This window comes from Rickettsia sibirica 246 (assembly GCF_000166935.1).
GTDB lineage: Bacteria > Pseudomonadota > Alphaproteobacteria > Rickettsiales > Rickettsiaceae > Rickettsia > Rickettsia rickettsii.
On the sequence record NZ_AABW01000001.1, the window covers coordinates 196,933 to 222,927 of the forward strand.

A 25,995-nucleotide genomic window follows, 5' to 3' on the forward strand; every position below is an offset into this window, starting at 1 on the left:
ACAAAAAATGTATTTTGGTATTACTAATAATATAATAAGTAGTGCTTATGAACATAAACAAAAAATAATAAAAGGTTTTACCTCAAAATATAATATTATAAAACTTGTTTATACAGAAGAATTTACTGATATTCAAAAAGCACTTACAAGAAAAAAACTTGAAAAAATGGCAACGTAGTTGGAAAATAGAACTGATAGAAAAAACTAATCCTGAATGGAAAGATTTAATTAAATAGTTCTACGGATTCCTGCTTGCGCAGAAATGACATAAAACTATACCGTACTAAAAATATATGAATACAAAAATTACAAATTTTACATTTGATAAGAAAAATTTAAATCTAGCAGCAGAGATTATAAAAAAATATCCACCGCATGGAAAAAGAAGTGCAATACTTCCGCTGCTTGATCTAGCACAACGTCAAAACGGCGGCTGGCTACCTGTTCCTGCTATCGAATATGTCGCAAATATGTTAGCAATGCCTTATATACGGGCTTATGAGGTTGCAACATTTTATACTATGTTTAACTTAAAGCGAGTTGGTAAATATCATATCCAAGTATGTACTACTACTCCTTGCTGGCTGCGTGGTAGTGATGATATAATGAAAATTTGCGAAAAGAAATTAGGTGTACAACTCAAAGAAACTACTGAAGATCAAAAATTTACTTTAAGCGAGATAGAATGTTTGGGAGCATGCGTTAACGCTCCGGTCGTACAGATTAATGACGATTATTATGAAGATCTAACTCAAGAAAAAATGGGGGAAATAATAGACAAGCTTCAAAATGACTAGAATCTTATTATTATTACTTGGATTTTATCAATATTTCATTTCTCCACTACTTGGCAATAATTGCCGGTTTCACCCCACTTGTTCTGAATATGCCAAAGAAGCTATATCAATGCACGGCAGCATAAAAGGCTTGTGGTTTACCTTTAAAAGAATCATCAAATGTCAACCGTTTTGCGACGGTGGATATGATACCGTTCCAATCTCTATAAAAAATTCTAAACCACTTAATAAAAAAATATAAATTATGTTTATTGTAAACCTTAAATATACCTTAGGCTTAGATCTTGCTTCTGTTGAAAAATTTATTACGAAACATAGAAAATGTTTAGATACATGTTATGATAAAGGACATTTTATTAGGTCCTATACATCCAAGAATTGGCGGTATTATTTTAGCTAATATAGAAAAACTAAGTCAACTTAAAGATATATTAAGATAAGATCCTTTTTATATAAATAATATAGCTGAATATGCAATTACTAACTTCACTCCTACACAATGGAATAAGAATTTAAATATTTTTTTTCAAAAACATGAATAAACTAATCCCTGTACCTCGTGAATTTTTTGCAAGAGATACTAATGTAGTAAGCACTGAGTTAATCGGTAAAGCTCTTTATTTCCAAGGAAAAACAGCTATCATTACTGAAACTGAAAGCTATATAGGGCAGAATGATCCTGCTTGCCATGCAGCAAGAGGGCGGACAAAAAGAACGGATATAATGTTTGGTCCTGCAGGCTTTAGCTATGTCTATTTAATTTACGGAATGTATTATTGTTTAAATTTCGTAACCGAAGCTAAAGGCTTCCCTGCTGCAACCTTAATAAGAGGCGTACATGTTATTTCGCCTGAAAATCTATACCTCAACGGTCCGGGTAAATTATGCAAATATTTAGGAATTAATATTTCTCATAATAAATGCGATCTTATAAATAACAACGAATTTTTTGTCGGCGATATCGGCTTAAAGCTACCCTACTCTACTACTGCTCGTATAGGTATTACTAAAGGCACGGATAAATTATGGCGTTATGTTGTTACAGATATCACTAATTTAATCTCTCAATATAATGTACAGTCTTAATAAGGTCATATTGATTTACGGCAAAAGGACCTCGAAAAGGTTTGTCTAATATAAATAATAACAAAAGCATTGATGATGAAGTGATACAAACTAAACCAACCGAAATCTTATGTAAATAAAGCTTGGTGCCAAACATACAGACAAAAATTAAATTAATAGCAGTCATTATACATACAACTATCCAATATTGAATATTTAAGGAAAAATAGGACATTTTAATCCTGTTATACCTTACTGTATAAAGCTCTTTTATCTCCTCAATGATTTCCTGCTTAGTCAATAGCTGCATTTGCTCGCTTGCTTTATAAACTTGTAGTCTCTTATTAATATCTTGGAGGAAACTAAGAGCTTCATGACCGATTTGCTTGCCGTCTTTCATTAATTGCCATTCATGCCGCATTACACCTTTGGTATAATTTTTAATATCTAGATAAATTGTAGGCCTCATTTCATGAGGAAGCCAACCTACACTATCTGCAAGCCTCATCAACACTATAGATTCTGCTGCCACCCCTTCTTGTACTTTATTAAAATTACCGAGTAAATAAATTAATACCAAACCGGTTGATACCGCATACATACTACCGACTACACCCGATAAAAACCCGCCAAGACTTCCAAGCTCTTCTTTTTGAAAATTATTAGGAATAATGTATTTTGTTAAATATAAACATCCCGCACAAAAACTCATCAAAACAATATTTATTATGATGAATAAAACAATATTAGGAACGGTATAGATAAAGTCAATTATATGATTACATAGGTATTATTAACCATGTCCTGCTGAATATTTATGTAATATACTAGAAATAAGAGTTTAATAAGGTAATCCCTCATAAGCAGCTGTTTGTTTTATTCCCATTAAATCACTACTAGAAATACGAATATTTATTCGAGTATCTTTTTTTAAATAATTAGCTGCTGCCACTTGTGATATATGTTTCTCTTGTTCAAAATTTTTAATTCTTTGCCATTCATTCATCATTTTCAAAAGACTCCAGCAATGCGTTTTCTTCAGCATCTAGTATTATATTTGATATATTCTCTTTATTTCTCATTACTTTTTCCTATTTTTAGATATTTCTGAGTAGCTTTGTGACGTGGAATAATAGTATTAAAAAAAACTGTTCCATCAACTTCACTAATAAAAGGCACTCAATAGGCGTATTCATTAGATTTAACTATATACATTTTTTGCTCTGAATATTTATTAGGATTTGGATGTTCTATTATATCCAATAAACAATTACTTTCTATAACTGATATTATTTCTGCAAAACTTACCTTGCGCTCACTTATTAACTTATAATTTTTTTCAGCAGAAAAGCTATAATTACATTTCTTTGTCATCTTATGGTATTAGTACAATGTATGCTTTATGTCAACACTACACTTCCATCTCTTCTAAGACCACTGTAGAATCAGCAAGTTTAGTAATTTTTTCAATTTTTAACCGAGCTTCTTTTAGTTTTTTCTCACAATGATTCTTAAGTAAAATACCTCTTTCAAAGCTATTAACTGCCGTCTCTAGACTCTCTTGTCCGTTATCTATTTTTTTAACAATTTCCTCAAGCTCTTTTAAAGCTTCTTCAAAGCTAATATTTGCTTCTAAAGTTTTAGTATTAGTCATTTTTTTTTATTTTTTAATGGTTATCTGTAGTAATTGTGTCTTCAGTTGTTTGGGGTATAAGTAATTTTTTTAGCTCACTACTATCAAAAGTTTTCTTAGGAGCAAAAATACTCCCTTGCATTTTTATATTAAGATGTGCCAAGCTATCTTTATCAGAACTTGTATTTGAGGTATTTAACTTAACAAGCCTTGCCGGCACGTAAAATGATAAAATACTAGATGCATCCATATCAAAATTATATATATTAACTGCAAAAGAGGCCGCACCGCTACTATATTGTGTTGCAAATTTTACTTTCTTTAAAAGGGCAATACCTTTTTGTAGTTCAATATCACCGCTTATACCTCTAATATTTTCTTGTCCTGTGGTTATAGCACTATTTATATCTTTATCTAAATTTTGTACCTTATAATCAGCTGTATCAATTTTTTCTATAAAAGCATCAATTGCAAAATTATTAACATCTATATTGTTTATAGCAAATTGTGATTTTGTAGTAAGGTTATATAGCTGGCTTTGAAGAGTGTTACCGTTAGTTCCTAAACTACCGCTTATACTTATTTTTCCACCACTTGCAGTAAATATTTTAGGCATAAGAGCTGAAACTTTGTTTAAATCTATTGTATTTAAAGCATATACGAAATTTATAGCATAAGGTTCTAATAAAATATTGCCATTACCTTGAAACTTACCACCTAATAATTCTGCTTCAATATTATTAAATTGTAATAAATTATTATTATTTGCTACATAAAATTTAACATTTTTCAATATTAAATCATTTTGTAATAATGTCGACAATGTACCGGAAACTTGTAAGGTAGCTTTATCTAAACTATAATCATTTATTAATTTATTTCTTAAATTAAGCATTCCTGCCGGTGATAATAAATCAGTAGTAAGATTACCGTCCTTAATTTCTACTGTCAAAGACGGTAATACACTCGATGTATCTAAGTTCCAACTAGTTGATAAATAGCTGTTAGCAGTTTTAAAATCTAAATTACTAATTTTTATATTAGCTGGTACGATTTTAGCAAGCAAATTCATTTTGTCAAATACATGATCGTTATACTTAACGCTATCTATCAGAATATCTAAATTAGCTAAATATCCTATTGTTCTAATAGGGATGAATTTACTTGGATAATCTAGAGCTTTCATATCTTTAGTTAAATTTTTTGTAAATTCGATAAGCGGCGAAATTATTGGATACGTTCTACTGCTTAAGTCAAGCGAAGATATATTAAGCGTAGCGTCTAAACGAGGTGTTTGAGCAATAAATTTACTAGAAAAATTTCCTGATAAATTTAAATTATCTGTTTTGAGTAATAAATTTTTAAAAAATAAATCTATTAAAGTGAGTTTTAAATCCGATGACAAGCTAAAAGGAATAGCTTCTTTAATAGTAACGTCGTTAAATCCTAAAATATTCAGTAACGAATTTATATCATTGTGCTTTAAATATAGCTGTCCATCGAACATACTTCTAACGGCATTCTGTGTTACATTACCTGTAAGCTTAAATTCTCCACCTGATTTAATATTACCTGAAAATTCATTTATCTTTAAAGTACCCTTTAATAAGTTAGAAGAAAAGACTATTTTTTTTAGTTCTTCATTATTACTTAAAATTATTTCGTCAATTGTCACGTCTGCTTTAAGTAATTTATTGGCAAAAATAAATCTACTATTTGAAGAAGAAGTATTAAATGTTACCTCTGCATTTGGAGAAATTAACGAACTTAAATCTATTTTAGGAAAATCTAGTTTTACATTAGTAGTAATATTATCATTTTTAGCAATGTTAACAAATCCATGACCAACAATAAAAGATGATGCTATTACTATGTCTTTTAGTTCTATTTCATCTTCATTATTTGAAATATTAAATTTAACGTTTACTGCCTCATGTTGATTAAATTTATTAAAAAGATGGTTTAAATCCGGTAATATATTATACATTACCGATGCTAAATTTTTAATCTGATATTCACCACTACCGCTAGTAAGCTTAGAATCTTTGTAAATTTGCGATAACTTAAAACCATAATCATTATTATCAATATTAAGACTAAAATCTACTATATCGTCACGTTTATTAATTGAACCTGAAATTTTACCTATATAGTTACTTGTAGTTTTAAATATGTAATTAGACGATAAAGCATTTTCTTTTTTTAATATACAATTATTAAAATTTAAAATAGAATAATCTTGTTTATTAATAATACTTAGATTAGTAACATTTAGATTTATATTTTGTAATTTATATTTAAAGAAATTCTTTATTAACTCTTCATGATTATAAATATTTAATACATTAGAATGTGAATAAAATTTAGCATCTAATATATCTATTTTATTAATTTTAGGATTAAATTTTATAAGCGACCACAACGAAAAATGAATTTTAATCTGCTCTAAATCTAACTTTCCTTCTTCTCTTATCGTCTCAATAACTAAATAGGACAAAGGAAATTTATTCATCTTTATTTTTCCGATATTTTCTTTCGCAATTCCTAAATGACTGGTAAAATTATTAGTAACCGAATTATAGTTAACAAACGATAATGCACCAAACATTATAAATAACAATAATGAAAAACAAATTATGACGCCGGCAGCTATTTTTTTTATCATGTCTGTAAAAAAGTTTTTAAATATATTATTATATATAACTATCAAAATTTAAAGACAAATTAATGAATTCTTTAGAAAAATTAATTTTAGTCGGTGTAATAAAATCATGTCATGGAATTAAAGGTCATGTAATGTTAAAATCTTTTACCGACCCTGCTACAAAAATACTTGAAAGAAATTTAGTAAATGAGTCAGGAGCAAATATACATATTAAGCTAATTAGCCAAAATGCCAAAGGAGAATTAATTTGTACATTTAATGATATAGCTACTCGAAATGAAGCTGAAAATTTAAAAGGTTATAAAATATTTTGCTTAAGAGCAAGTTTACCGGAACTAGAAGAAGATGAATTTTATATAGCAGATTTAACTCATTTACCGGTATTAAACCAAGATCATAAAGAAATAGGCAAAATTAAAAATATTCTTAACTTTGGTGCCGGTGACATAATTGAAATAGAATTTTCAGATCAAACAACCGAATTATTACCTTTCAATAAAGAATTTTTTCCTATTATAACTAAAGATTATGTGATTTTAAATTATCAAAGAGAAGCTTGAATAATTTACCGTAGTTTTCAATTTCTTTATAGTACCCTACGATTCTTATTCACCTCTGTCTCATCCCGTGGCGTGACCACAAGATCCAGTTAAAAATACTAAATTTATTAGTATTTATTGTTTTTATGGCCCCCGTGGTCAAGCCACAGGTGACACAGTGGGTTTTACCGGTCCACGCAACAACGCCTCGTGGGAATGACATAGAATATAATTATTTTAATCCTTAATTGAGTAAATTATATAAAATTGACAATTAATCCTTAAATACTATAATTAATATTATGTATATAAATAGAAGGTTAAGCTCTATGCCTAAAACTTTAAAATACTCACTTATTATATTTATAAGTATAATATTATTATTAATTGTTATTCCTTTCTTTATTCCTTTAAATAATTATAAAGGAATAGTAATAGATAAAGTTAAAGAGGCTACAAATAGAGATTTAACTATTAACGGCGACATAAAATTATCTTTACTACCGAATCCCGCAATATCACTATCAGAAATTAAATTATCATCAATAAACGGTACAAAAGAACCTCATCTAGTTTCCGTTGAAGGTGCTAAAGCGTCATTGCGACTTTTTCCTCTTTTTAGAGGAGCAATTGAAGTAGCTTCTATAAAACTGCAAAAACCGATTATAAATCTAGAAGTTTTAAGTAATGGACAAAAAAATTGGCAATTTTCTACACCTAATAATACATCCAAAACAAATGAACTTAGCTCTGTAGAATCTACCGATACTAAAACTGAATTAGCACTTCCTATTTTGATTAGTCATTTTAAAATTATAGACGGCACAGTAATATATATAGAAAAAAACAGTGAGAAAATATTTAACGATATTAACTTAGAGACTAAAATTAAAAGCCTTAAAGGTCCTATAGATTTGACTTTAGCTTTAAAGGCTTTGGAACAGCAAATTAATATAGACGGCAATATTGCAGAAATCGGTAAAATAATTCCGTTAAGTGCCAATATTAATCTTGCCGGTGAAAAAATTAAAATCGAAGGAAAATTTGATAGCGAAAATAATTCGTTCATAGGTAACGCAAATATTAAAGGTAATACTAAAACTTTAGGTATGCCTGCTGATTTACAAAATGACTACGAGCTAACTACGGCAATTACTGCCGATAGTAAAAATATAGCTATTAAAGATGCTAGACTTAATTATCCAAATATAGAATTACTAGCAAATGCAAATTATGATATAGAGCGTAATAACCTGAAATCAAATATTATTATCAATCCCGGTAACATTATAACCGAGATTAGCTCTAATTTAGATAAGACAAATATTATGCTACAAGCTGATAGTTTAAAACCTATACTTGATGCTCTAAAACTAAAGACCGATAAATTACCGCCTATTATTAACCAAAAACTTATACTTACTTCTAATGTAATTAGTAATTCTCAAGCAATAAAATTACAAAATATTAATTTATCGGCTGCAAATAGTAATCTAACGGGAGATATTGAGCTTAAAAATTTAGCACAAGATATAACTATTTCGCACAATCTAAAAATTAATAATTTTGAGTCGTTTATGTCTCTTATGGGAGTAAGTAATTTAAGTCAGATTGGAGTATTGCAGTTAAACGGAGGAGTGCAAAAAATTAAAGATACTTTCCATATTAATAATAAAATATCCGCTTTTAATACTAATATATCTATTAAAGGAGATATTAATTTAGAAACTCAGAAGCCCAATTTTAATCTTAACTTATATAGTCCGTTAGTTAATTTGGATAAAATTCTTACAAGTAATAGTCCTACTCCTGCTCCAAATAAAACTAATAGTCCTGCTACTCAAAACATACCTACAGCTAAAAATAATTCTCCTTGGTCAAATAATCCTATTAATTTAGGGTTTTTAAATGAAATTGAAGGGCAATTATCCGCAAATATTGATAAATTAACTAACGACTCATTAATCATAAATAATTTAAAAGCAAAATTAAATATCACCGGCGGCACGCTGAATATTACTTCAGTTAATGCAAACATTTACGGTGGCGAACTAAGTAGCACCGGTTATGTGAGTTCAGCCAAAGATCAAAATGCTGCAATTAAAATCGATTTAAAAAATGCCTATCTCAAAAGTTTCACTCCGCAATCGGATAAAATAAAAATAACTGATGGGCGACTAAGCTTTAAAGCCGATCTTACTTCTCGCGGTAATAGCGTTTATACATATGTTAATAACCTAAATGGACAATTTAACGTAAATAGCGATAACGGGGAAATAAGTGGATTTGATTTAAACCGAATCGCAGATGCGGTAAATAATGCTAAAAATACCGAAGGAGTATTGCGACTTATTAACAGCTCCTTTAGTGGCGGATCCACATCTTTCAAAAATTTAATTGCCAGAGGAAATATAACGCAAGGCAAACTTAATTTAAATGAATGTAGTTTAGATGCTTCACCTGCCACAACAAATGCAAGCGGTCAAATTAACTTACCACAATATATGATGGATGTTAGTGCAAGCGTTACTATTGCGGATTTACCGCCTATAGCCGTTAAATTATACGGATTCATAAATAATCCACAGCATAAATTAGACGTTCAAGCCTTGCAAACATATTTAGTTAAAAACGTATTTAATAGCGTTATTAAAGACTTAAAAAGTGGAGAGAAGAAACCTGCAAATATTATTAAAGATGCTTTGAGTCTCAGAAAGAAAAAGGATACAAATACAGAGGAACAAAACAGCCCTCCGCAGGAAAACCAACAAGCAGATCCTGTGAATAAGCTTCTACAAAAAGGATTGAAAAAACTGTTTTAATGTGACTGTCACGGATGTTGTGTGACTTATTATTCCTCTCTATGTCATCATCCAGCAAAACATATAATATAGTGTAGTAACAATGTTGAAGTTATTTTTTCTAGACTTAGTTAGCAAGCAACTAGATGACAGTGCAAAACTCATAAATACCCACGTTTTGATACAGTTATTCCTGTGCCAAACCTAATTGGATACAAATCCTTTGTTTCCTCAGTATCTAATACCAAATTAGGTATGTTTTTAGGGAAATCTTGAATTACTTTAGTAATTTTTGCTGCTTCTTCATCATAATTTGCCTTTTTCAACAAAATAATAAGGTCTTCATATAATGATTTTTTATTTGGATTTAACCCTATAGCTCTTTTGATAGAAGCGAGTGCTTCCTCCGGATTTATTTTATGTAATTTATTAAAAAACTCTTCGTGAGAGTATGCTTTACTTGGATCTAGTTCAATAGCTTTCTTTAATGATTTAATCGCATTATCTTGTTGTTTTGCCATTAAAATAGAACTTAAACTATGAAAAATTTCAGCTTCTCTATTGTTATATTTTTCAGTTTTATCATAAGTTTCAATAAAATTTGAAAGTTCTTCAGAATCAGTTTCAACGAATCTTCGTAGATTGTCTTTTTCTTCTTGATATTGGATATCTGTTATGAAGATCGAGACATTTTTTCACTACTTGCTTTAGCAATTTCAGAAGTTTTAAACTTCCAATAAGACAAAATTTCATTTTTATATGGTTGACAAATGCATACTCCTTGCTCCCCTTTACCTACTCTATAGCTGTCCGGGCATTTACGATACTCAATATCATTGTTCCATTTATAACTTTTATTATCAAAATTTAGATAGCTTGGTTTTTCCATAACTTATGATATATTTGTAATTAATAATTTATAACCACAATTTCAATGTAAGTAAATAAATCTGAAGTTTGTAAAGCTAAGTAAGTAGTTTAAATAAACTTTAATTTAAAATCGTATGATTAAGAAAATAGTACAAAATACGAAAACTTTGCACGTACGTCCTAATGGAAGATCAACTGATTACATAACGCCTAACTTCATGTATGGCTGTGCCGGAGGTTGCAGAAATAGTTATTGTTATGTTATGCATCATAACTATGAGACATTATATATCAATGAAAATATAGATCAAATACTTGACGTATTGGATAAACATATAGCAAATTTACCGACTAAAATTTCCAATCAAACAGATTCTAAATATTGGACATATGATATAGGTTGTTCTACCGATGTAAGTTTGCATTGGAAACACACTAATTGGTTAAAGATATTTAATTTCTTTAAAGAAGATCCACGTGCTAAAGCAACTTTTGCTACTAAATATGTCAATCCTAAATTACTTAATTTTAATCCTGAAAACAAAATAAGGATTAGATTTAGTTTGATACCGACAAGAATGCGTGAGATATTAGAGCCAAAAACGAGTCCAATTATCGAGAGAATAAAAGCGGTGAATATTTTTATTGAAGCAGGTTACGAAGTTCATCTAAACTTTGCTCCTATTATTGCTTATGAAGGCTGGCTTACCGAATATACAAAGTTATTTGAAGATTTAGCTCAATACATAAACAACCAATATAAACCGTTTATAAAAGCGGAATGCATATTTTTAACGCATAACGATAAGCAGCATGAAAGAAATATTGCCTCAAATAGATTAGAGAGTGAAGCTTTAATTTGGCAACCAAATTATACAGGAAAATAAAGTAAGCAAATATGGAGGCAAGGCGGTACGTTATAAAGCCGGTATTAAGAGTAGTTTTATCCAACGATGGAGTGTGTTGCATGACAGGTTGCGCCCATAGAATAAAATACGATATATATTCTAACTCTTCCTACTTATCAAAATTACGAAACAAAAGCATAAAATTTAAAAATTACAGTTATAAATACAAAATCACTTGCATGAAAATACACTTATGATATGTTTCTTCACGTTGGGTTTCAATTTTAGCTTCTATAAAAGTAACCCAACACTATTATCTCTCAGCTAATAGTGGATATAGTGTTAGTTGAGTACAAAAGTAAAAATATAAAAAACAAGTAAAATATCGAATAGGCAAAAAATCGTTTAGCTTGTTTGTTATCAGGGGTGTCATAGAATAAAGAACCGGCATAATATAGAAATACTACCCCAAGGATACCAGAAATTATTAAATATATAAAATTATTCATTCCAATAAAAAAAGGCATTAGCGAAACAATAAATAAAAGAATACTGTAAATTAGAATTTGTTTTTTAGTATATAAAGTCCCCTTTACTGCAGGCATCATCGGTACTTTACAGTTTTTATAGTCATCGTTACAGAATAAAGCAAGAGCCCATGAATGCGGCGGCGTCCAAATAAAAATAATCAAAAATAATATAATCGACTCTAGAGATATAGTATTGCTTACCGCTGCATAACCTATCACAGGAGGTAATGCTCCCGATACTCCGCCAATAACGATATTTTGTATAGAACGACGCTTTAACCAAATAGTATAAATACAGATATAATAAAAAATAGTGAATAGCAGTAAAAAGGATGCAAGTAGATTAACACATAAAGCCATAAAAAATACTGCAAAAAATCCCGTTATCAAACCAAAAGATAAAGCTTCATCAGATTCTATAACTCCTCTTACTATCGGTCTTTTTTGGGTACGTTTCATTAAGCTATCGATGTCTCTATCGTACCACATATTAATTGCCCCTGCACTACCTGCCCCCAGCGCTATGCAAACAACTGCAATACCAGCAATAAAAGGATGCACGGAATAAGGAGCAAGCCACATACCTACAAAACCCGTAAAAATCACAAGCAACATTACACGCGGTTTCATAAGTAAAATATAGTCTTTAACAGTACTTTGTGAATGATTGATTTTACCTAAATTGATTGGTCTTACTAAGGAACTCATATGAAATATTTTTTAATTAAATATAAAAAGTTTTAGGTTAAAAATCAATGATTGACTTTGATGCAAGAAATGTATATATTTTTTTGTAATTCAAATAATAAGTTAAGGATATTATCAGTGACAAAAATTGTTCGTTCTAAATATAAAGCTAGTAGAAGACTTGGAGTAAGTCTATGGGGTGATGGCAAGGATGCTTTCAATACACGAAATTATCGTCCCGGGCAACATGGACAGAATACCATGATTAAAACTTCAGATTATGGTTTACATTTAAAAGCTAAGCAAAGATTGAAATGCCACTACGGTCGTGTCACTGAAAAACAATTTAGAAATATTTTTGCACTTGCTCAAAAAATGAAAGGTAATACCGGTGAAAATTTCATTGGGTTACTCGAAAGTAGACTTGATACGGTAGTTTATAGAATGAATATAGCTCCCACTATTTTTGCTGCAAGACAGTTAGTTTCACACGGACATATTAAATTAAACGGTAAGAAAGCCGATATCGCAAGCATACGACTAAAGGCAGGCGATGTTATAGAAGTTAAAGAATCCGTAAAACAAATACCGCTTATCCAAGAATCCGTTTCAAAACAAGGTCAAACAACACCGGGGTATTTATCATTTGATGTACCTTCATTAACCGGTAAATATTTAAGAGTTCCTGCTCTTTCTGATGTCCCATATCCTTTTGAAGCAGAAGTGCATTTAGTAATCGAGTTATATTCTCGTTAATAATTATAAAAAGGCAGGTTTTATTTAGCTGCCTTTTTACTTTCTTCCCTACACCTACATTTTTTCTTTATACTATAATACAACTTATCACCTAATTCGGCAGCTTTTATTAAAGATAGATTAGTTAAAAATTTAACGTCTGAGCTAAGAAAAAACTGTAATTTTTGACGAAGCAAGGAAGTATAAAAATGCTAATTTTTAGTATTTTTTTATTATTTTTATGGAGTGCCACGCTACTTTCAATCGCTCAAAAGGTAATTGCTGCGTGGATCAGTTTTTCAGTTGTTTTTGGATACCATGGTCAAACCACGGTATAACACCGAGTGCCTTTTTCGATACACACAACAACGCCCACTCACAATAACGATATCTATTTTTAATAAAAATAATAGCTGCTTCTACCTTTTCCAAAAAGTTAGCATATGGAACGCATTTAATAATTAGCGGTATAATTGGTTTTATTGTAAATGGGACAACAGGAAGCAGTCTTTTTGTTTCGGCAACTCTTGCTGATGAAATCTTAATAACCGAAGGGTATTTTTCAGAAACATTATCTTACTTCTGCCACATTTAAAGGAAATTTAATCTACCCTATTACTACAAATCTCATCACAACTTTTCCTAATTATTCAGTACCAATTTATTTAACTTCTACAGCTGCAATAGTAGGCTTAGCATATTATGGGACTGATTTCTTAAATTATCAGGAAAATTTAAAAGAAATTCAGATAAACTTAACTCCTAATATTAGGGTAATTGATCCTAATATACTTTCTAACAATTTTAAAAATAATTCAAAAAATGAAATTAAAGATGTAACCCAAGGGTTTTAGATTTAATTGAAGCATACATAAATAGTAGTTTTATTAACTATACCGGAAATGATGGCAATACATTAATTGCATTAACCTTACTCATACAGGACCCTAATGCTGATATAGGACCTCTTGTTTCTCAAGGAGCAAAAATCAGTATTTTATGGTGTGGAAAAAATATAATAAGCACACTATTCCAATCATATAAAGTTTCTTTAACACAAAATACTCAAGATTTAATCGAACAAAAAACTTTAGAACTGTGTTACTAAACGAAGAATATAAAAGTAAAATCTTAGGATTAAAGGATATAGAAGCTATTACTAATAATTTATTTAATGATCTTAATAATACTTTCACTATTGGAATTTTACAATTAGGGAATTTAACCACTCAAAAAATTATACAGCTTATTGCATTGCAAGATATAATGAATTTAGTTCCAGGAGCTATTATATTTAATGCGTTTGAAAATATTAAGGAAAGATTTTTAAATATATTATATCAACTGAATATTTCTTACAGGCAAGAAGCCAGAGGAAATTAACGAAAATACAGCTTCTATAGTAAGAAATATATCCTCTAATACTTCAAATATCTTGTTAACTGATTCTGCTCAATTTGTACAAAATCAATATGCCAAGCAACTTAAAGCTAAAAAAGAAATATCAAAGAAAATGTTGTTTTTAGATAGCACAAAAAATACTATAACTGCTATACTAGATATCTCCGATAAATTCATAAAATCACTTTACTATATTTATAAAGTAAAAAATGGAGAGATTACGCCTGAGCAAGCTCTACTACTTAATCCTTGGCTTGAAACCTTAAAATCATTCTTAACAAGTTCCTCATTAAAAATAATCTTTAGTGGAGCAGTTAGATAACAAGCGAGAATTACAAAATTAATAGAGGCAATTTCTTCTGAGAATAAAAAAGGAATAACATGGTCTACTAATGATACAAACGATGAACTAGGTTATAATCAGATTGTAATTTCTGATTATAACCTAATTATAGAAGAAAGAACTATTTTGAGTTTTGAAAAATTAGTATTCAAACTAGGAGCACATGATCTTCTTTCAGCTTCCTCAGGAAAAGGCAACACTACTTTTTTAAAGAGTTTAGTCAATTGTATTGCTGATCCATGCCATAGCGTTGGTGAAATTTCCATACCTACCCATTATCAAAATCCAAAAATAATATTCATTGATCAGAATAGTTACATATCGGTTTAATCTACTTTATTTGAAATAATAACCTCCGACCTTGATCAATCAATCATTAAAAGTAATAAGCAATTATTAGAAGAAAAAATTAACACACTACTTATAAAATTAGATCTAGGTACATTAATTAAGCACTTAAGTGATAAAAATTATGGTGTAATAAATGCACCAAGTGGCAGCAGTCAAAAGAAAAAAATTGGAATCATTAAAGCTATAATTTCAAACCCTAAAATATTAATTTTAGACGAGGTATTTGCTAATCTTGATAAAACATCTATAGAAAATGCATAGCAAGCTTTAAAAGAATTTTTACCGGAAACTTTAATGCTTGTAGTGCATCATGATGGTAAATCTCATGACTATAATAATTTTTATGATCAGTATAAATCTTGAAGATTTGTATACTGAAATAAAATTATTAGGAGAATAGCTATTCTATTCAACCCTATATACTTGACTACTTTTCATTTATCATGAGTATATACTAAATCTAGATGTTCAATTATGGGAGTTTTTTAAGATTTCTTTATAGATTTCAAGGTTTTTTCTTAGCATCAGATCAAGAGAGAAATTATTAATTACCGTATGTCTTGCCGCTTCTTGGATTTTCTTAGCAAGATCAGTACCTAAAATCGAGAAACAATAATCGATTTTCTGTGCTAACGCTTCGGCATTATTTGGTTCTACGTGGAAACCGGTTATATTATTATTTATTGTCTCTACTGCCCCACCGATATTAGTTGCAATAACAAGCTTCTTCATCGCCTGCCCTTCTATAATAGTACGCCCGAAAGCTTCAGGCTCGATTGAGGCAGAAATGATAATATCGGAAATCCCATATAGGTTTATTATATCCGAATCATTACCAAAAATTTGAATTTTATTTTGAAGTTTTAAATTAGCTATAAGCTCTTTTACTCTATTAGTAAAATTGGGATGTCTAGATATATCACCGACCATTAAACAATAAAAGTCTCTATGTTTTAATTTACTTAATGCTTCTACTAGAACAAGATGTCCTTTCCAACTTGTCATTCTAGAAGGCATTAATATTATCGGCACGTTACTCGGTACATCATATTTATCACAACATTTTTCAAGTTTTTCCGGCGTTAAATTTGCGGGATCGAAATAATCACAATTCACTCCACGCTCAATTACTACTATTTTATCTTCATCAATTTTATAGTTTTCGAGCAAGTGTTGTTTTACAAAATTAGACACGGCAACAACTTTCTTGCCTTTTAGCATTATGCTATTATAATATTTTTTAAAACTATTCGGAATATTATAAACCCCATGAAAGGTAGTCAAAAATTTAGCATTTGTCCATTTTGTTGCTAGATATGAACTCCATGCCGGTGCTCTTGATCTTGTATGAACTATATCAACATTATATTTTTTGATTATTTCTGCTATCAATTTTGCATTATTCAGAATTACAAAAGGATTTTTACTGTTACTATTCATTTCAATATGCAATATATCTTCCTTATCTAACTCTTTAACTAGAGTACCGCCTGCTGAAATTATGATAGGAGTATGACCGAGAATTTTAAGATATTTTGCAACTTCTATAGTACCTCTTTCAACCCCTCCCGAAACTAGAGCAGGCACTACTTGCAAAATAGTATATTTATTGTATCGTTTACTTGACTTTAATGAAGGCATTAAATCTCAATCTATTAAAATAATTATTTAAAATGCACAAACTTTATAATAAAACACAAGACAAATTTATTGTCTATGATAATTATAGAATAATTAATACAAATATTCCATCTGTAATTTTTTTACACGGCTTGATGTCTAGTATGCAATCAACTAAGGCTATCTATTTAATAGATTATTGTAAAAAAAACAATTATAATTTTATTGTTTTTGATAATTTCGGCCATGGAAACGCATCAGGACAATTTAAGGATCAAACAATTAGTGATTGGTTAGAAGGAGTATCACTAATTTTAGATAAATTAATTAATACGGAGGCGATATTAGTAGGTTCGAGCATAGGAGGATGGCTAGCACTTCTTGCGGCTTTAAGATTGCCTGATAAAATAAAGGGACTTGTGTGTGTAGCCCCTGCTCCAGATTGTACTGAAAATATTTGGCAAAATATATCTCTAAATGATCAAAATAAGATGCAAAAAGAGGGAATACTAGAAGTAAGCGGTAAAAATTGTGAGCATAAATATCCTATAAGCTATAAACTGATAGAAGATGCAAAAAAACATTTATTATTGACAAAGAAACAGATTGATATAAATATACCGGTACATCTCATTCATGGGATGTTAGATGAAGACGTGCCTTATAATGTTTCAGTAAAATTATTAGAAAAAATAACAAGCAAACAAATAGTAATGAAGCTAATTAAAGACGGTCACCATAATTTATCTAGAGAAGAAGATTTAAAGGTAATGACAAATTCCTTAGAAGAAGTAATTAGACTCTTAAGTAAGATTAAATAAACAATAACTATGTATAGCAACATAAATAAAGTTCATGATTTTAAAGAAGTTATAGAAGCGGTAAAACAAGCCGATAATACTAGCTTGGTGCTTTTTGATGTAGATGAAGTAATTGTAATGGATAGTGATGAATCTAGGTTAACACATGATTATAGAAAAGAATTAATGAAGAACATTGAAAAAAGACTTACTAGAAAAGAATGTGAATTGTTACTTAGTATTGTTCTTAAAGATAGGAAAGCTAGATTTGTTAACCCAGATATCTTAACGATATTTGCTCTACTTACAGAAAAAAATGTACCGGCAATGGGTCTTACTAAACTTCCTACCGGTAAATTCGGCGTAATTGAAGATATGATCGAATGGAGAATTCGTGAACTCACTGAATTAAAGGTAAATTTTCAAGAATTTTCACCTTTAGAAGATGAGATAATAATAGAAGATTTTAATGCCGGTTACGGTAAACCTACATTAAAAGACGGAATAATTTACACTGCGGAATATGATAAAGGAAGCATGCTTGAGTATGTATTACGAAAAACAAGTTATTATCCACAATCAATAATATTTATCGATGATATAGAAGAAAATTTATTATCATTACAAGAAATTTGTAAGAAACTAAAAATTAACTATCAAGGATTTGAGTTTACCGGTTCTGCTATCGTTCCTGAACCTGTTCTTGATGCACAATTAGAAAAAATTAGATTTGAAATTCTAGAAAAAGAATATAAATGGTTAACGGATGAGGAACTGAAAAAGCATACTTTGTCATCTAGTAGCTTGTCCACAGTATCCAGCTAAAAATGTCACAACAACATACACTTTTAGTTGCTTTTCCTAGATGCCGTGGACAAACTACTAGATGACACCTATGCACCTTAGAGTATAATATATGATGTCTGCAAAACTTATTGTTCTTTTTACCTTACTTATCTCGTTTTCTACTATGGCAAGTAAAAAGGAAGAAGAAAAAATTACAGCAGTAAAAGCAACTAAAGTACAAATTGCTGAGCTTTACGACATATTTAATATTGTAGGGCAATGCCAGAATGATAATAGTCGTGATTATTATGCCAATGCCACCGGAGTAGTTGAACAAGTCTCAGCACATCAAGGAGAAATAGTAAAAAAAGGGGATATATTGCTAGTTATAGATAAAAACATAGCAGAAACCACTAAATCTAGAGCAGCAGCGTTATTAAATACAAAACAAGAAGATTATAATAGAAAAGAAGCTTTATTCGCTAAAAAATTTGTAAGCAACGAGGAATATAAAAGGTCAAAAAGCGAACTTGAAGATGCAAAATTTAATTATTCCAAAGCTCTAAAAATATATAATGATATGATAATTACTGCACCCTACTCTGGTAAAATAGGCGTAATTAAGTCTATGGTCGGCGATGAAGTAAAAATAGGTGACTATCTTTTTAGCATTACCGGAACAGAAAATTCACAAGGTATTTTTATTGAATTGCCGGAGTCTTTAAGCGGAAAAGTTGGCGTCGATACTGAAGTTTTAATTGCAGGAAAAATTAAAAGTACAATCGGGGCAGTATCGCATTACTTATCAGATAATGGTACTTTAACAGCTAAAATTATTTTACCTATGGGTACAAAAATCCTGCATAATAGCTTTGTAGATGTTACGCTTATAATTAACCCTCATAAAAACCTAACCATTCCTGAAAGTTGTATTCAACGAAATAATCAAGGTACTTTTATTTATAAAATAGAAGGTTATACGATAAAACAATTATATGTAAAAATCGGTACACGTACAGAAGGTCTAATTGAAATTATCTCTGACGATATTAAAGCAGGTGACTTAGTCGTTACCGAAGGTATGACTAAAATTGGTGATGGCTCAAAAGTTAAGATACTTGAGGAATAGTTATTTATATATGCTTTTTAAGCCATCTCTGTATTCTAGAGATTGTTGCACGTATTCCTTCCTGCCTTATAGAAGTAATAGTTAATAAAATCAAAATTTTTGTCACAAAGCAATAGGTTCGTATTTTTTGAATTACATAATTATTTTTGAAAAAAGAAATATTACTTTTTTTATAGTCTTTATTTTTATTTTCTAGTAATCTTAATTGTGTAACAGCTGCTAATAACAAATTAATAGTAAACGGACTAAATTTACTTAAATAAGAATCATTAAGAACATAAGAAGTAATATTTATTAAACCTACTGAATATTTATTTGGGTCCATAAACGTATTAGTACCACCACTAATTCGTACTTTAGACAATTCTTTGTCTATACCGCCTATTGAGTTTTTACTAGCAATAGATATCCATAAACAACAATCTTCACCGCTTCTTATATTTTCAGGAAATAAATTTTCTTGAAATAATGTCAAAGTTCCCATAACTGTCGGCATTGCTATTGGACAAGTTTGTATGACTTGAGGAAAAACATTGCCACTAAAAAGCCCGGAATGAACAGATTCGATATATTTTCCTTTTTCATTTATTTTTTGATATGAAGTATGAGAAAATATAAAATTATTTTCTTCCATAAACTTTAATTGGATTTCTATTTTATCCTTATAAAATAAATCGTCCGAATCAAGGAAAGCAATATATTTTCCTATAGCATTTTTAATACCTAAGTTACGTGCAGCAGCAGGTCCTTCATTTTTTTTATGAAAATATTTTATTCTTTTATCTTTTTTGCATATTGCAGTTAATTCTGATATATCATCAGTCGACCCATCATCTATTATAAGTATCTCAAAATTTTTGTGTGTTTGAATAAGTACACTTTCTATAGCTTCAATTGCCCAATTTATTCTATTATATACCGGTATAATAACACTAATTTTAATATCATTTAGTACTTGTTTAGCCATAGTATTTGCTAAATCACAGGCTTTTTTATACGGAGTATTATTGGATAAAAAAGTAGCTGTACGAGTTAAAAATAAATAAGGAGAACCTTCCATTTTGATCATTTCTTCTTCTGTTAACTCGTGAAGAAACGATGACCATAATACATTACATTCTTCGTTATGATTTGATATTTTTTTACTACCTTGCTCTGAATGAAAACGAGATTTAATTAGGATAGATTCGTCAAAATGAATAGGGGCAACACGGAAAATTTTAAACCATAAATCATAATCTTGCGTTGTCGGTAAAGCCTCATTAAATATACCGACTTCATGAAAATATTTAGCAGGCATCAATAACGAACAACCATGTATTAATCCTCGTAATAAAGGTAATAAAGAAATATTAAGTTTATTTATAGGTAGCACACTATCCGGTTTAATATAACGTAGAGAGTTGCCTTTTTCATCGATTAATTCATAACCACCGTAAATGATAGTATCTTTATTATCTAATTTATTTAATATGTCAACTTGATGCTCGATTTTATTAGGATAATATATATCATCATGGCTAAGCCACGAAAAATATTCCCCTTGCATGTTTTTTATACCGTAATTTAAGGCCGAACCGCAACCTCCGTTTTCTTTATGAAAATAGCGTATTTTATCACCATATGATAATGCTACACGTTCTGTCTCTCCATTATCTTTTGAACCATCATTAACAACAATAATTTCAATATTTTTGTAAGTTTGTGCTAAAGCACTATTTATAGCTTCTTTCATATAATTAGCCCCATTATAGACAGGTATAATAATGGAAACTAAAGTATGATAAATATTTAGAGGTTTATCTTTTCTAGTTGTCATAACTTTTAAAAATAATTTATAAAATGTTAGTTTTATTGTTTAAATTTTCTATAGAGCTTTAGAAAAATAGATTGTTCTTCTTCACTAATAATTAGTTTATTTTTAAATTTTTATTTCTTCTAAAGCATTATTTAGCTCTGTTACAGTATTATTTAATTTAGTGTTTCTCTTCGCTATGTTAAATGCATCTCTAGTTTGCAGCAATTGTTTTAATATATCTTGGGATTGCAAACCTAGCTTTTCTAAAAATTCCAGAGTCCAAGCTGAGATTGGATAGTGAAATAATTGTTTTATAGGCTTTAAATCTGAGTTACTATATATACAGATTATAGAATTAGGAGGATTTTTTCAGAATGCGTGTCGTTAGTTACACCATCTACTCCTTCATAGAAAAATTCTTTGTTCGGATATGATTCAAAGTCTTTTTCAGTAATTCAATTAACTAAATGATGTATATTCCCTTCCGGTTCATTAAAAGGTACATTTACTATTAATCGTTTTTTATATTTAAGATTAAGTGCTAGATTTAACCCATCTTCAATATGCTCAAGTGCATGTCGTGATACAATATAATCACATTCTTCTGCCTTTGTAATAAAACTAACTAAATCAGATTTAATATATTGTATATTAGATGCTCCACAATTTTGTTCAGCATAAATTATAGATTCTTTACTGATATCTATTGCTGTAATTTCTACTCCTAATATATCGCTAAGCATGAAAGTTCCGTGTCCCGTTCCACAACCTATATCTAAAATTTTTATTTTTTGATTTAGAATTAATGGGCTATTAAGTATATCGGCTTCTATAATTTTTTTAAAAATCTTATAGCTACTTTTATGACGCATTACCTTTAAAACATCATAAGTTGCCCCAAGAATTAATCTTTCTCCATCATTATAAATTTCTTCTAACATAAATTATTTAAACTATTATAATTTTAATAAATATTCGGCGATAAATGCAGCAGGGTTTTCTACAGGATCAAGCATCTTTTTAAATTGATTTCTGCCACTACTATTTTCATAATAAGGTAAATAATGATTTTGCTTAATAAATTCTATATAGTTAATAATATCTTGCGGCTCATAAGCAAAATACATATATTTTTTTAATTCTTTAGATAGAGCATTGCTATTAAATTCATTATTCCAACCATTACTTAAGTAAATTATAGGCTTATCGGCAACTACTACTTCAGCAAGAGATGAAGTACCGTCACTTATTACAATATCTGACACCATTATATCATCCAGTAACGACCTGAATGCATGTGCAGAAACAGTAACATTCTTTAAAGAGTTAAATCTACTTAATATATTATCCATATCACTTTGGCTTAAGTAATTTTTACCGACTGCATAGGTAAATAGTGTAACATGCGGTCTTATAATAAAATGAATATTAGGATGTTGTAATGCATAATTATAGAAAAAATAGTGATAATTTAAGAAAGTAGAACCTCCTTCATATAAATCTCTATTTTTAAATGATAATTCCCATCTAGGAAGCCATAAAATGGTTTCCGAGTTTGGTTTTTCTTTAATATTATAATTTCTTACTTCATAGTATGGTTGATAACCTGAAACAATAACTCTATCCTTAGGAAATTTATAATTACTAATAAAGATATCCTTTGTACTTTCTGAATCAACAAATACCGTCTCTATGCAACTTGATAACTTATCATCATCAATATTTTTTTGATGAAAGATATACGGACCATAGACTATATACATAATTTTTGTTTTAGTTCCTCTAAAGCTCTTATACAAATTAGCAGCCGTAAAAGGTTCTGATATATAGCCTTGAAAATTTTCGTAAGGATTTTGCGTAAAGATAAAATCCGGCTGATAATTTTTTAGTTCAGAAATTTCACATTTTGTATTAACATTTGAATAAGAATCATACTTACCGCATGGATATATCACATCTTGTGCATCAAATTTACTAATAAACCCGGTATCTATTCCTCCTTGAATATTGGGATGAGGATGAGGTACTATTACAATTTTGACATCATGACCTATTTTTTTCATCTCATTATACATTGCGTATACGCCTTTGCCGCCGAATGTCTCTGTACTAACAAGGAAAACTATTTTTTTATAAGAATTTTCTTTGGAATAGCAAAAAGAAGATATAAGAGTTATTAGTAAAAAAACACTTAAAAATAAAGTGTTAAGTTTTATTAATTTAAAAAATTTCATGTTTTTGATATGATAATAATGAATAGGATTACTTTTTAAACCATACTGTATGGTTAACATAATCCACATAACTTAAAACTATACGTAATATTTTCTTTGATACAAGTCCTGCTTCTGCATAATCCGGCACGATCTCTTGCAAGCGTTTATTATTCTCGTGTTCTTCCGTAATAGCTTTCACCGATTGTAGTACCCGTTCAGCCTTAAAACCCGACATAATAAGCGTTCCGGCGTCCATACCTTCAGGACGTTCATGTGCTTCTCGAATATTTAAAGCAGGTAAATTAAGTATAGATGCCTCTTCAGTGATAGTACCGCTATCGGATAAAATACAAAATGCATTCATCTGAAGTTTGACGTAGTCCGTAAACCCGAAGGCTGGCAAAAATCTTATTTTATCGCCAAGTTCTTTAAACTCCTCTAAATCCTCAAGCCTTTTTTTAGTCCTTGGGTGTGTTGAGAAGATTACAGGAAAATTATACTCTTTAATAAGCGTTTGTAAACTACTTAATAATTCTTTCAGATTATTTTTGACATCAACATTTTCCTCACGATGTGAGCTAATTAAGAAATATTGCTTTGTGGTAAGTGACAATTTATCTAAAATATCAGACTTTAATATTTTAGACATAAAGCGATCAAGGACCTCAGGCATATGCGAACCTGATTTAAAAATAAGCTCAGGCGGTAAACCTTCAAAAATTAAATAACGTCTTGCATGCTCGGTTAACGTAATGTTAACGTCACTAATATGATCAATGATTTTACGGTTTATTTCTTCAGGTACACGCTGATCAAAACAACGATTTCCCGCTTCCATATGAAAAATCGGAATTTTACGGCGTTTAGCGGCAATTGCCGATAAACATGAATTAGTATCACCGTAAAATAGAACGGCGTCGGGCTTTTCTTTCTCAAGTACTACATCAACTTTTTCGATAATAAGCCCGATAGATTTTGCCGTATTATCTGCTGCTACTTCTAAGAAATAATCGGGTTTTCTAATTCCCATATCATCAAAAAAAACCTGATGTAATTCATATGCATAATTTTGACCGGTGTGAACTAGGATGTGATGAGTATATTTATCAAACTCAGAAATCACGCAGCATAGTTTAATAAGTTCAGGACGAGTACCAACAATCGTCATTACCTTAAGCATTTTTTAGCTCCTCTTGTACGTAATCAAGAGTCAGTAATAACTCTTTTACTTCTTCTAAATTTAAACGTTTTGTATTATGGGAAGTGTAATCCTCTAAAAGTGCTACTTTCTTTTCACCTTCAACAAAATATTTTGCATAATTAAGATCGCGCCCGTCCATAGGAATACGGTAATAATCCCTTAAATCATCAGCTTTTGCCATTTCTTCTGATGATACTAATGATTCGTAATGTTTTTCGCCGTGACGTGTACCGATAAAACGTATTTCATTTTTACTATTGAATATATCTTGTAACGCTTTTGCGAGTACTTCAATTGTGCTTGCCGGAGATTTTTGTACGAAAATATCACCCTGATGACCATGCTCAAACGCATATAAAACTAAATCCACCGAATCTACAAGCGACATTAAAAAACGTGTCATTGACGGTTCTGTAATGGTTAATTCCTTACCTTGTTTTATTTGATTGATAAAAAGAGGGATGACTGAACCTCTAGAAGCCATAACGTTACCGTATCTAGTAACGCACAGCACAGTCTCACCTGGAGAACGCATACGTGCTTTTGCTATTGCTAACTTTTCCATTAATGCTTTAGATAATCCCATTGCATTAATTGGATATACAGCCTTATCGGTACTCAGTACAATAACTTTTGTAACTTTGTTATTAATAGCAGCACTTAAAACATTTTCAGCACCTAAGACGTTAGTATTTATTGCTTCCATAGGATAAAATTCACAAGTCGGAACCTGCTTTAAAGCAGCGGCATGGAATACATAATCTACACCATGCATTGCCTCATCAATACTTTTATAATTGCGTACGTCCCCGATATAGAATTTAAGTTTCGGATTATTTAAAGCAATACGCATATCCTCTTGCTTTTTTTCATCTCTACTGAAAATACGAATTTCCTTAATATCGTTAATAATACCGGATTTAAGAAAACGAGAAAGCACTGCATTACCAAACGAACCAGTGCCTCCTGTAATCATTAAAGTTTTATCTACAAACATTATAATATATAAATACCTATTTTGTTATTATTCATTCTGTCATTGTGTCAATCGAGAAACACTCTAAGGTAGTCATCCTGTGGCTTGTCCACAGGGTCCAGTTATAAAAAATACAAACATAAAAAGCTCGATTTATCTCACTTTATGCTGGATTCCGTGTACAAGCCTATATTCGCAATGACA

At 30.0% G+C, this 25,995-nt stretch carries 28 protein-coding genes and 1 pseudogene; 14 read left to right on the forward strand and 15 right to left on the reverse strand.

Features of this window, described 5'->3' with window-relative positions; genetic code table 11:
• The first annotated feature begins 7 nt into the window (after positions 1-7).
• The 4 genes and pseudogenes from RSIB_RS06805 to RSIB_RS04645 all read left to right on the forward strand — a co-directional run bounded on the left by RSIB_RS06805 (position 8) and on the right by RSIB_RS04645 (position 1,883).
• Positions 8-236 (forward strand): annotated as a pseudogene (locus RSIB_RS06805) (GIY-YIG nuclease family protein).
• Between the two features lie 57 nt (positions 237-293).
• The gene (gene nuoE, locus RSIB_RS04650) at positions 294-797 is read left to right on the forward strand and encodes an NADH-quinone oxidoreductase subunit NuoE (RefSeq protein WP_004995996.1); all 504 of its coding nucleotides are present in this window, start codon (positions 294-296) and stop codon (positions 795-797) included.
• Positions 790-1,038, forward strand: a complete 249-nt coding sequence (gene yidD / locus RSIB_RS07440; protein WP_014410595.1) for a membrane protein insertion efficiency factor YidD — start codon at positions 790-792, stop codon at positions 1,036-1,038. The genes nuoE and yidD overlap by 8 nt, the downstream gene beginning before the upstream one ends.
• Positions 1,039-1,331: 293 nt before the next feature.
• Positions 1,332-1,883: a DNA-3-methyladenine glycosylase gene (locus tag RSIB_RS04645; RefSeq protein ID WP_004995998.1), complete on the forward strand. Its 552-nt coding sequence runs from the start codon at positions 1,332-1,334 to the stop codon at positions 1,881-1,883.
• Here RSIB_RS04645 and RSIB_RS04640 read toward each other — a convergent pair.
• The 5 genes from RSIB_RS04640 to RSIB_RS04625 all read right to left on the reverse strand — a co-directional run bounded on the left by RSIB_RS04640 (position 1,849) and on the right by RSIB_RS04625 (position 6,160).
• Positions 1,849-2,574 carry a bestrophin-like domain gene (locus RSIB_RS04640; RefSeq protein ID WP_004996000.1) on the reverse strand — a complete coding sequence of 242 codons (726 nt, stop codon included), beginning with the start codon at positions 2,572-2,574 and terminating at the stop codon, positions 1,849-1,851. The two genes, RSIB_RS04645 and RSIB_RS04640, sit on opposite strands and share 35 nt — an antisense overlap.
• Positions 2,575-2,703: 129 nt before the next feature.
• On the reverse strand, positions 2,704-2,868 hold the full coding sequence (locus RSIB_RS06810; protein ID WP_004996006.1) for a hypothetical protein: 165 nt from the start codon (positions 2,866-2,868) through the stop codon (positions 2,704-2,706).
• Positions 2,869-3,041: 173 nt separating this feature from the next.
• Positions 3,042-3,236: a hypothetical protein gene (locus RSIB_RS04635; protein WP_004996009.1), complete on the reverse strand. Its 195-nt coding sequence runs from the start codon at positions 3,234-3,236 to the stop codon at positions 3,042-3,044.
• Positions 3,237-3,273: 37 nt separating this feature from the next.
• A complete protein-coding gene (locus RSIB_RS04630) occupies positions 3,274-3,516 on the reverse strand; it encodes an exodeoxyribonuclease VII small subunit (RefSeq protein ID WP_004996011.1) in 243 nt (80 codons plus the stop codon).
• Positions 3,517-3,529: 13 nt separating this feature from the next.
• Positions 3,530-6,160 carry an AsmA-like C-terminal region-containing protein gene (locus RSIB_RS04625; RefSeq protein ID WP_004996014.1) on the reverse strand — a complete coding sequence of 877 codons (2,631 nt, stop codon included), beginning with the start codon at positions 6,158-6,160 and terminating at the stop codon, positions 3,530-3,532.
• A gap of 62 nt (positions 6,161-6,222) precedes the next feature.
• Here RSIB_RS04625 and rimM point away from each other — a divergent pair, with 62 nt between their 5' ends.
• Positions 6,223-6,720, forward strand: coding sequence for a ribosome maturation factor RimM (gene rimM / locus RSIB_RS04620; protein ID WP_004996016.1), 498 nt, complete (start codon positions 6,223-6,225; stop codon positions 6,718-6,720).
• Positions 6,721-7,028: 308 nt separating this feature from the next.
• Complete coding sequence (locus tag RSIB_RS04615) at positions 7,029-9,521, forward strand: AsmA family protein (RefSeq protein ID WP_004996017.1); 2,493 nt, start codon at positions 7,029-7,031, stop codon at positions 9,519-9,521.
• Positions 9,522-9,661: 140 nt separating this feature from the next.
• Here RSIB_RS04615 and RSIB_RS04610 read toward each other — a convergent pair whose 3' ends face one another.
• A complete protein-coding gene (locus RSIB_RS04610; RefSeq protein WP_004996020.1) occupies positions 9,662-10,021 on the reverse strand; it encodes a hypothetical protein in 360 nt (119 codons plus the stop codon).
• A 152-nt stretch (positions 10,022-10,173) separates the two neighbouring features.
• Positions 10,174-10,389: a DUF4385 family protein gene (locus RSIB_RS05725; protein WP_016728088.1), complete on the reverse strand. Its 216-nt coding sequence runs from the start codon at positions 10,387-10,389 to the stop codon at positions 10,174-10,176.
• 115 nt (positions 10,390-10,504) lie between these two features.
• Between RSIB_RS05725 and RSIB_RS04605 the strand changes: the two genes are divergently transcribed.
• Positions 10,505-11,257 (forward strand): SPL family radical SAM protein, encoded by a 753-nt coding sequence (locus RSIB_RS04605; RefSeq protein ID WP_004996022.1) that lies wholly within the window; start codon positions 10,505-10,507, stop codon positions 11,255-11,257.
• Positions 11,258-11,538: 281 nt separating this feature from the next.
• Here RSIB_RS04605 and cyoE read toward each other — a convergent pair whose 3' ends face one another.
• Complete coding sequence (gene cyoE, locus RSIB_RS04600) at positions 11,539-12,456, reverse strand: heme o synthase (protein WP_004996025.1); 918 nt, start codon at positions 12,454-12,456, stop codon at positions 11,539-11,541.
• Positions 12,457-12,573: 117 nt separating this feature from the next.
• Between cyoE and rpsD the strand changes: the two genes are divergently transcribed.
• The 4 genes from rpsD (at position 12,574) to RSIB_RS07450 (ending at position 15,244) form a co-directional block, all read left to right on the forward strand.
• Complete coding sequence (gene rpsD / locus RSIB_RS04595) at positions 12,574-13,191, forward strand: 30S ribosomal protein S4 (protein ID WP_026053077.1); 618 nt, start codon at positions 12,574-12,576, stop codon at positions 13,189-13,191.
• Between the two features lie 1,077 nt (positions 13,192-14,268).
• Positions 14,269-14,553 carry a hypothetical protein gene (locus RSIB_RS08960; protein WP_162009629.1) on the forward strand — a complete coding sequence of 95 codons (285 nt, stop codon included), beginning with the start codon at positions 14,269-14,271 and terminating at the stop codon, positions 14,551-14,553.
• A gap of 52 nt (positions 14,554-14,605) precedes the next feature.
• Positions 14,606-14,893: a hypothetical protein gene (locus tag RSIB_RS04590; RefSeq protein ID WP_004996028.1), complete on the forward strand. Its 288-nt coding sequence runs from the start codon at positions 14,606-14,608 to the stop codon at positions 14,891-14,893.
• A 147-nt stretch (positions 14,894-15,040) separates the two neighbouring features.
• Positions 15,041-15,244, forward strand: a complete 204-nt coding sequence (locus RSIB_RS07450) for a hypothetical protein (RefSeq protein ID WP_081440445.1) — start codon at positions 15,041-15,043, stop codon at positions 15,242-15,244.
• Positions 15,245-15,733: 489 nt separating this feature from the next.
• On the opposite strand, the gene RSIB_RS04585 is transcribed toward RSIB_RS07450, so the two are convergent.
• Positions 15,734-16,906, reverse strand: a complete 1,173-nt coding sequence (locus RSIB_RS04585; RefSeq protein ID WP_004996031.1) for a glycosyltransferase family 4 protein — start codon at positions 16,904-16,906, stop codon at positions 15,734-15,736.
• Positions 16,907-16,938: 32 nt separating this feature from the next.
• Between RSIB_RS04585 and RSIB_RS04580 the strand changes: the two genes are divergently transcribed.
• The 3 genes from RSIB_RS04580 (at position 16,939) to RSIB_RS04570 (ending at position 19,600) form a co-directional block, all read left to right on the forward strand.
• The gene (locus tag RSIB_RS04580) at positions 16,939-17,706 is read left to right on the forward strand and encodes an alpha/beta hydrolase (protein ID WP_032850857.1); all 768 of its coding nucleotides are present in this window, start codon (positions 16,939-16,941) and stop codon (positions 17,704-17,706) included.
• 9 nt (positions 17,707-17,715) lie between these two features.
• Entirely contained in the window at positions 17,716-18,510 is a 795-nt protein-coding gene (locus RSIB_RS04575) for a DUF2608 domain-containing protein (RefSeq protein WP_004996037.1), read from the forward strand.
• A 91-nt stretch (positions 18,511-18,601) separates the two neighbouring features.
• The gene (locus tag RSIB_RS04570) at positions 18,602-19,600 is read left to right on the forward strand and encodes an efflux RND transporter periplasmic adaptor subunit (RefSeq protein WP_004996039.1); all 999 of its coding nucleotides are present in this window, start codon (positions 18,602-18,604) and stop codon (positions 19,598-19,600) included.
• 4 nt (positions 19,601-19,604) lie between these two features.
• Here the strand turns inward: RSIB_RS04570 and RSIB_RS04565 are convergent, their stop codons facing one another.
• The 6 genes from RSIB_RS04565 to capD form a co-directional block, all read right to left on the reverse strand.
• On the reverse strand, positions 19,605-21,419 hold the full coding sequence (locus tag RSIB_RS04565) for a glycosyltransferase family 2 protein (protein ID WP_004996042.1): 1,815 nt from the start codon (positions 21,417-21,419) through the stop codon (positions 19,605-19,607).
• A gap of 102 nt (positions 21,420-21,521) precedes the next feature.
• Entirely contained in the window at positions 21,522-21,650 is a 129-nt protein-coding gene (locus tag RSIB_RS10140; protein ID WP_016728094.1) for a hypothetical protein, read from the reverse strand.
• A 203-nt stretch (positions 21,651-21,853) separates the two neighbouring features.
• Positions 21,854-22,339, reverse strand: a complete 486-nt coding sequence (locus RSIB_RS04560; RefSeq protein WP_004996046.1) for a class I SAM-dependent methyltransferase — start codon at positions 22,337-22,339, stop codon at positions 21,854-21,856.
• Between the two features lie 15 nt (positions 22,340-22,354).
• On the reverse strand, positions 22,355-23,701 hold the full coding sequence (locus RSIB_RS04555; RefSeq protein WP_004996048.1) for a hypothetical protein: 1,347 nt from the start codon (positions 23,699-23,701) through the stop codon (positions 22,355-22,357).
• Positions 23,661-24,794, reverse strand: a complete 1,134-nt coding sequence (gene wecB, locus RSIB_RS04550; RefSeq protein ID WP_004996052.1) for a non-hydrolyzing UDP-N-acetylglucosamine 2-epimerase — start codon at positions 24,792-24,794, stop codon at positions 23,661-23,663. The genes RSIB_RS04555 and wecB overlap by 41 nt, the downstream gene beginning before the upstream one ends.
• Positions 24,787-25,812 carry a UDP-glucose 4-epimerase gene (gene capD, locus RSIB_RS04545; RefSeq protein WP_004996054.1) on the reverse strand — a complete coding sequence of 342 codons (1,026 nt, stop codon included), beginning with the start codon at positions 25,810-25,812 and terminating at the stop codon, positions 24,787-24,789. The genes wecB and capD overlap by 8 nt, the downstream gene beginning before the upstream one ends.
• Between the last annotated feature and the right edge of the window lie 183 nt (positions 25,813-25,995).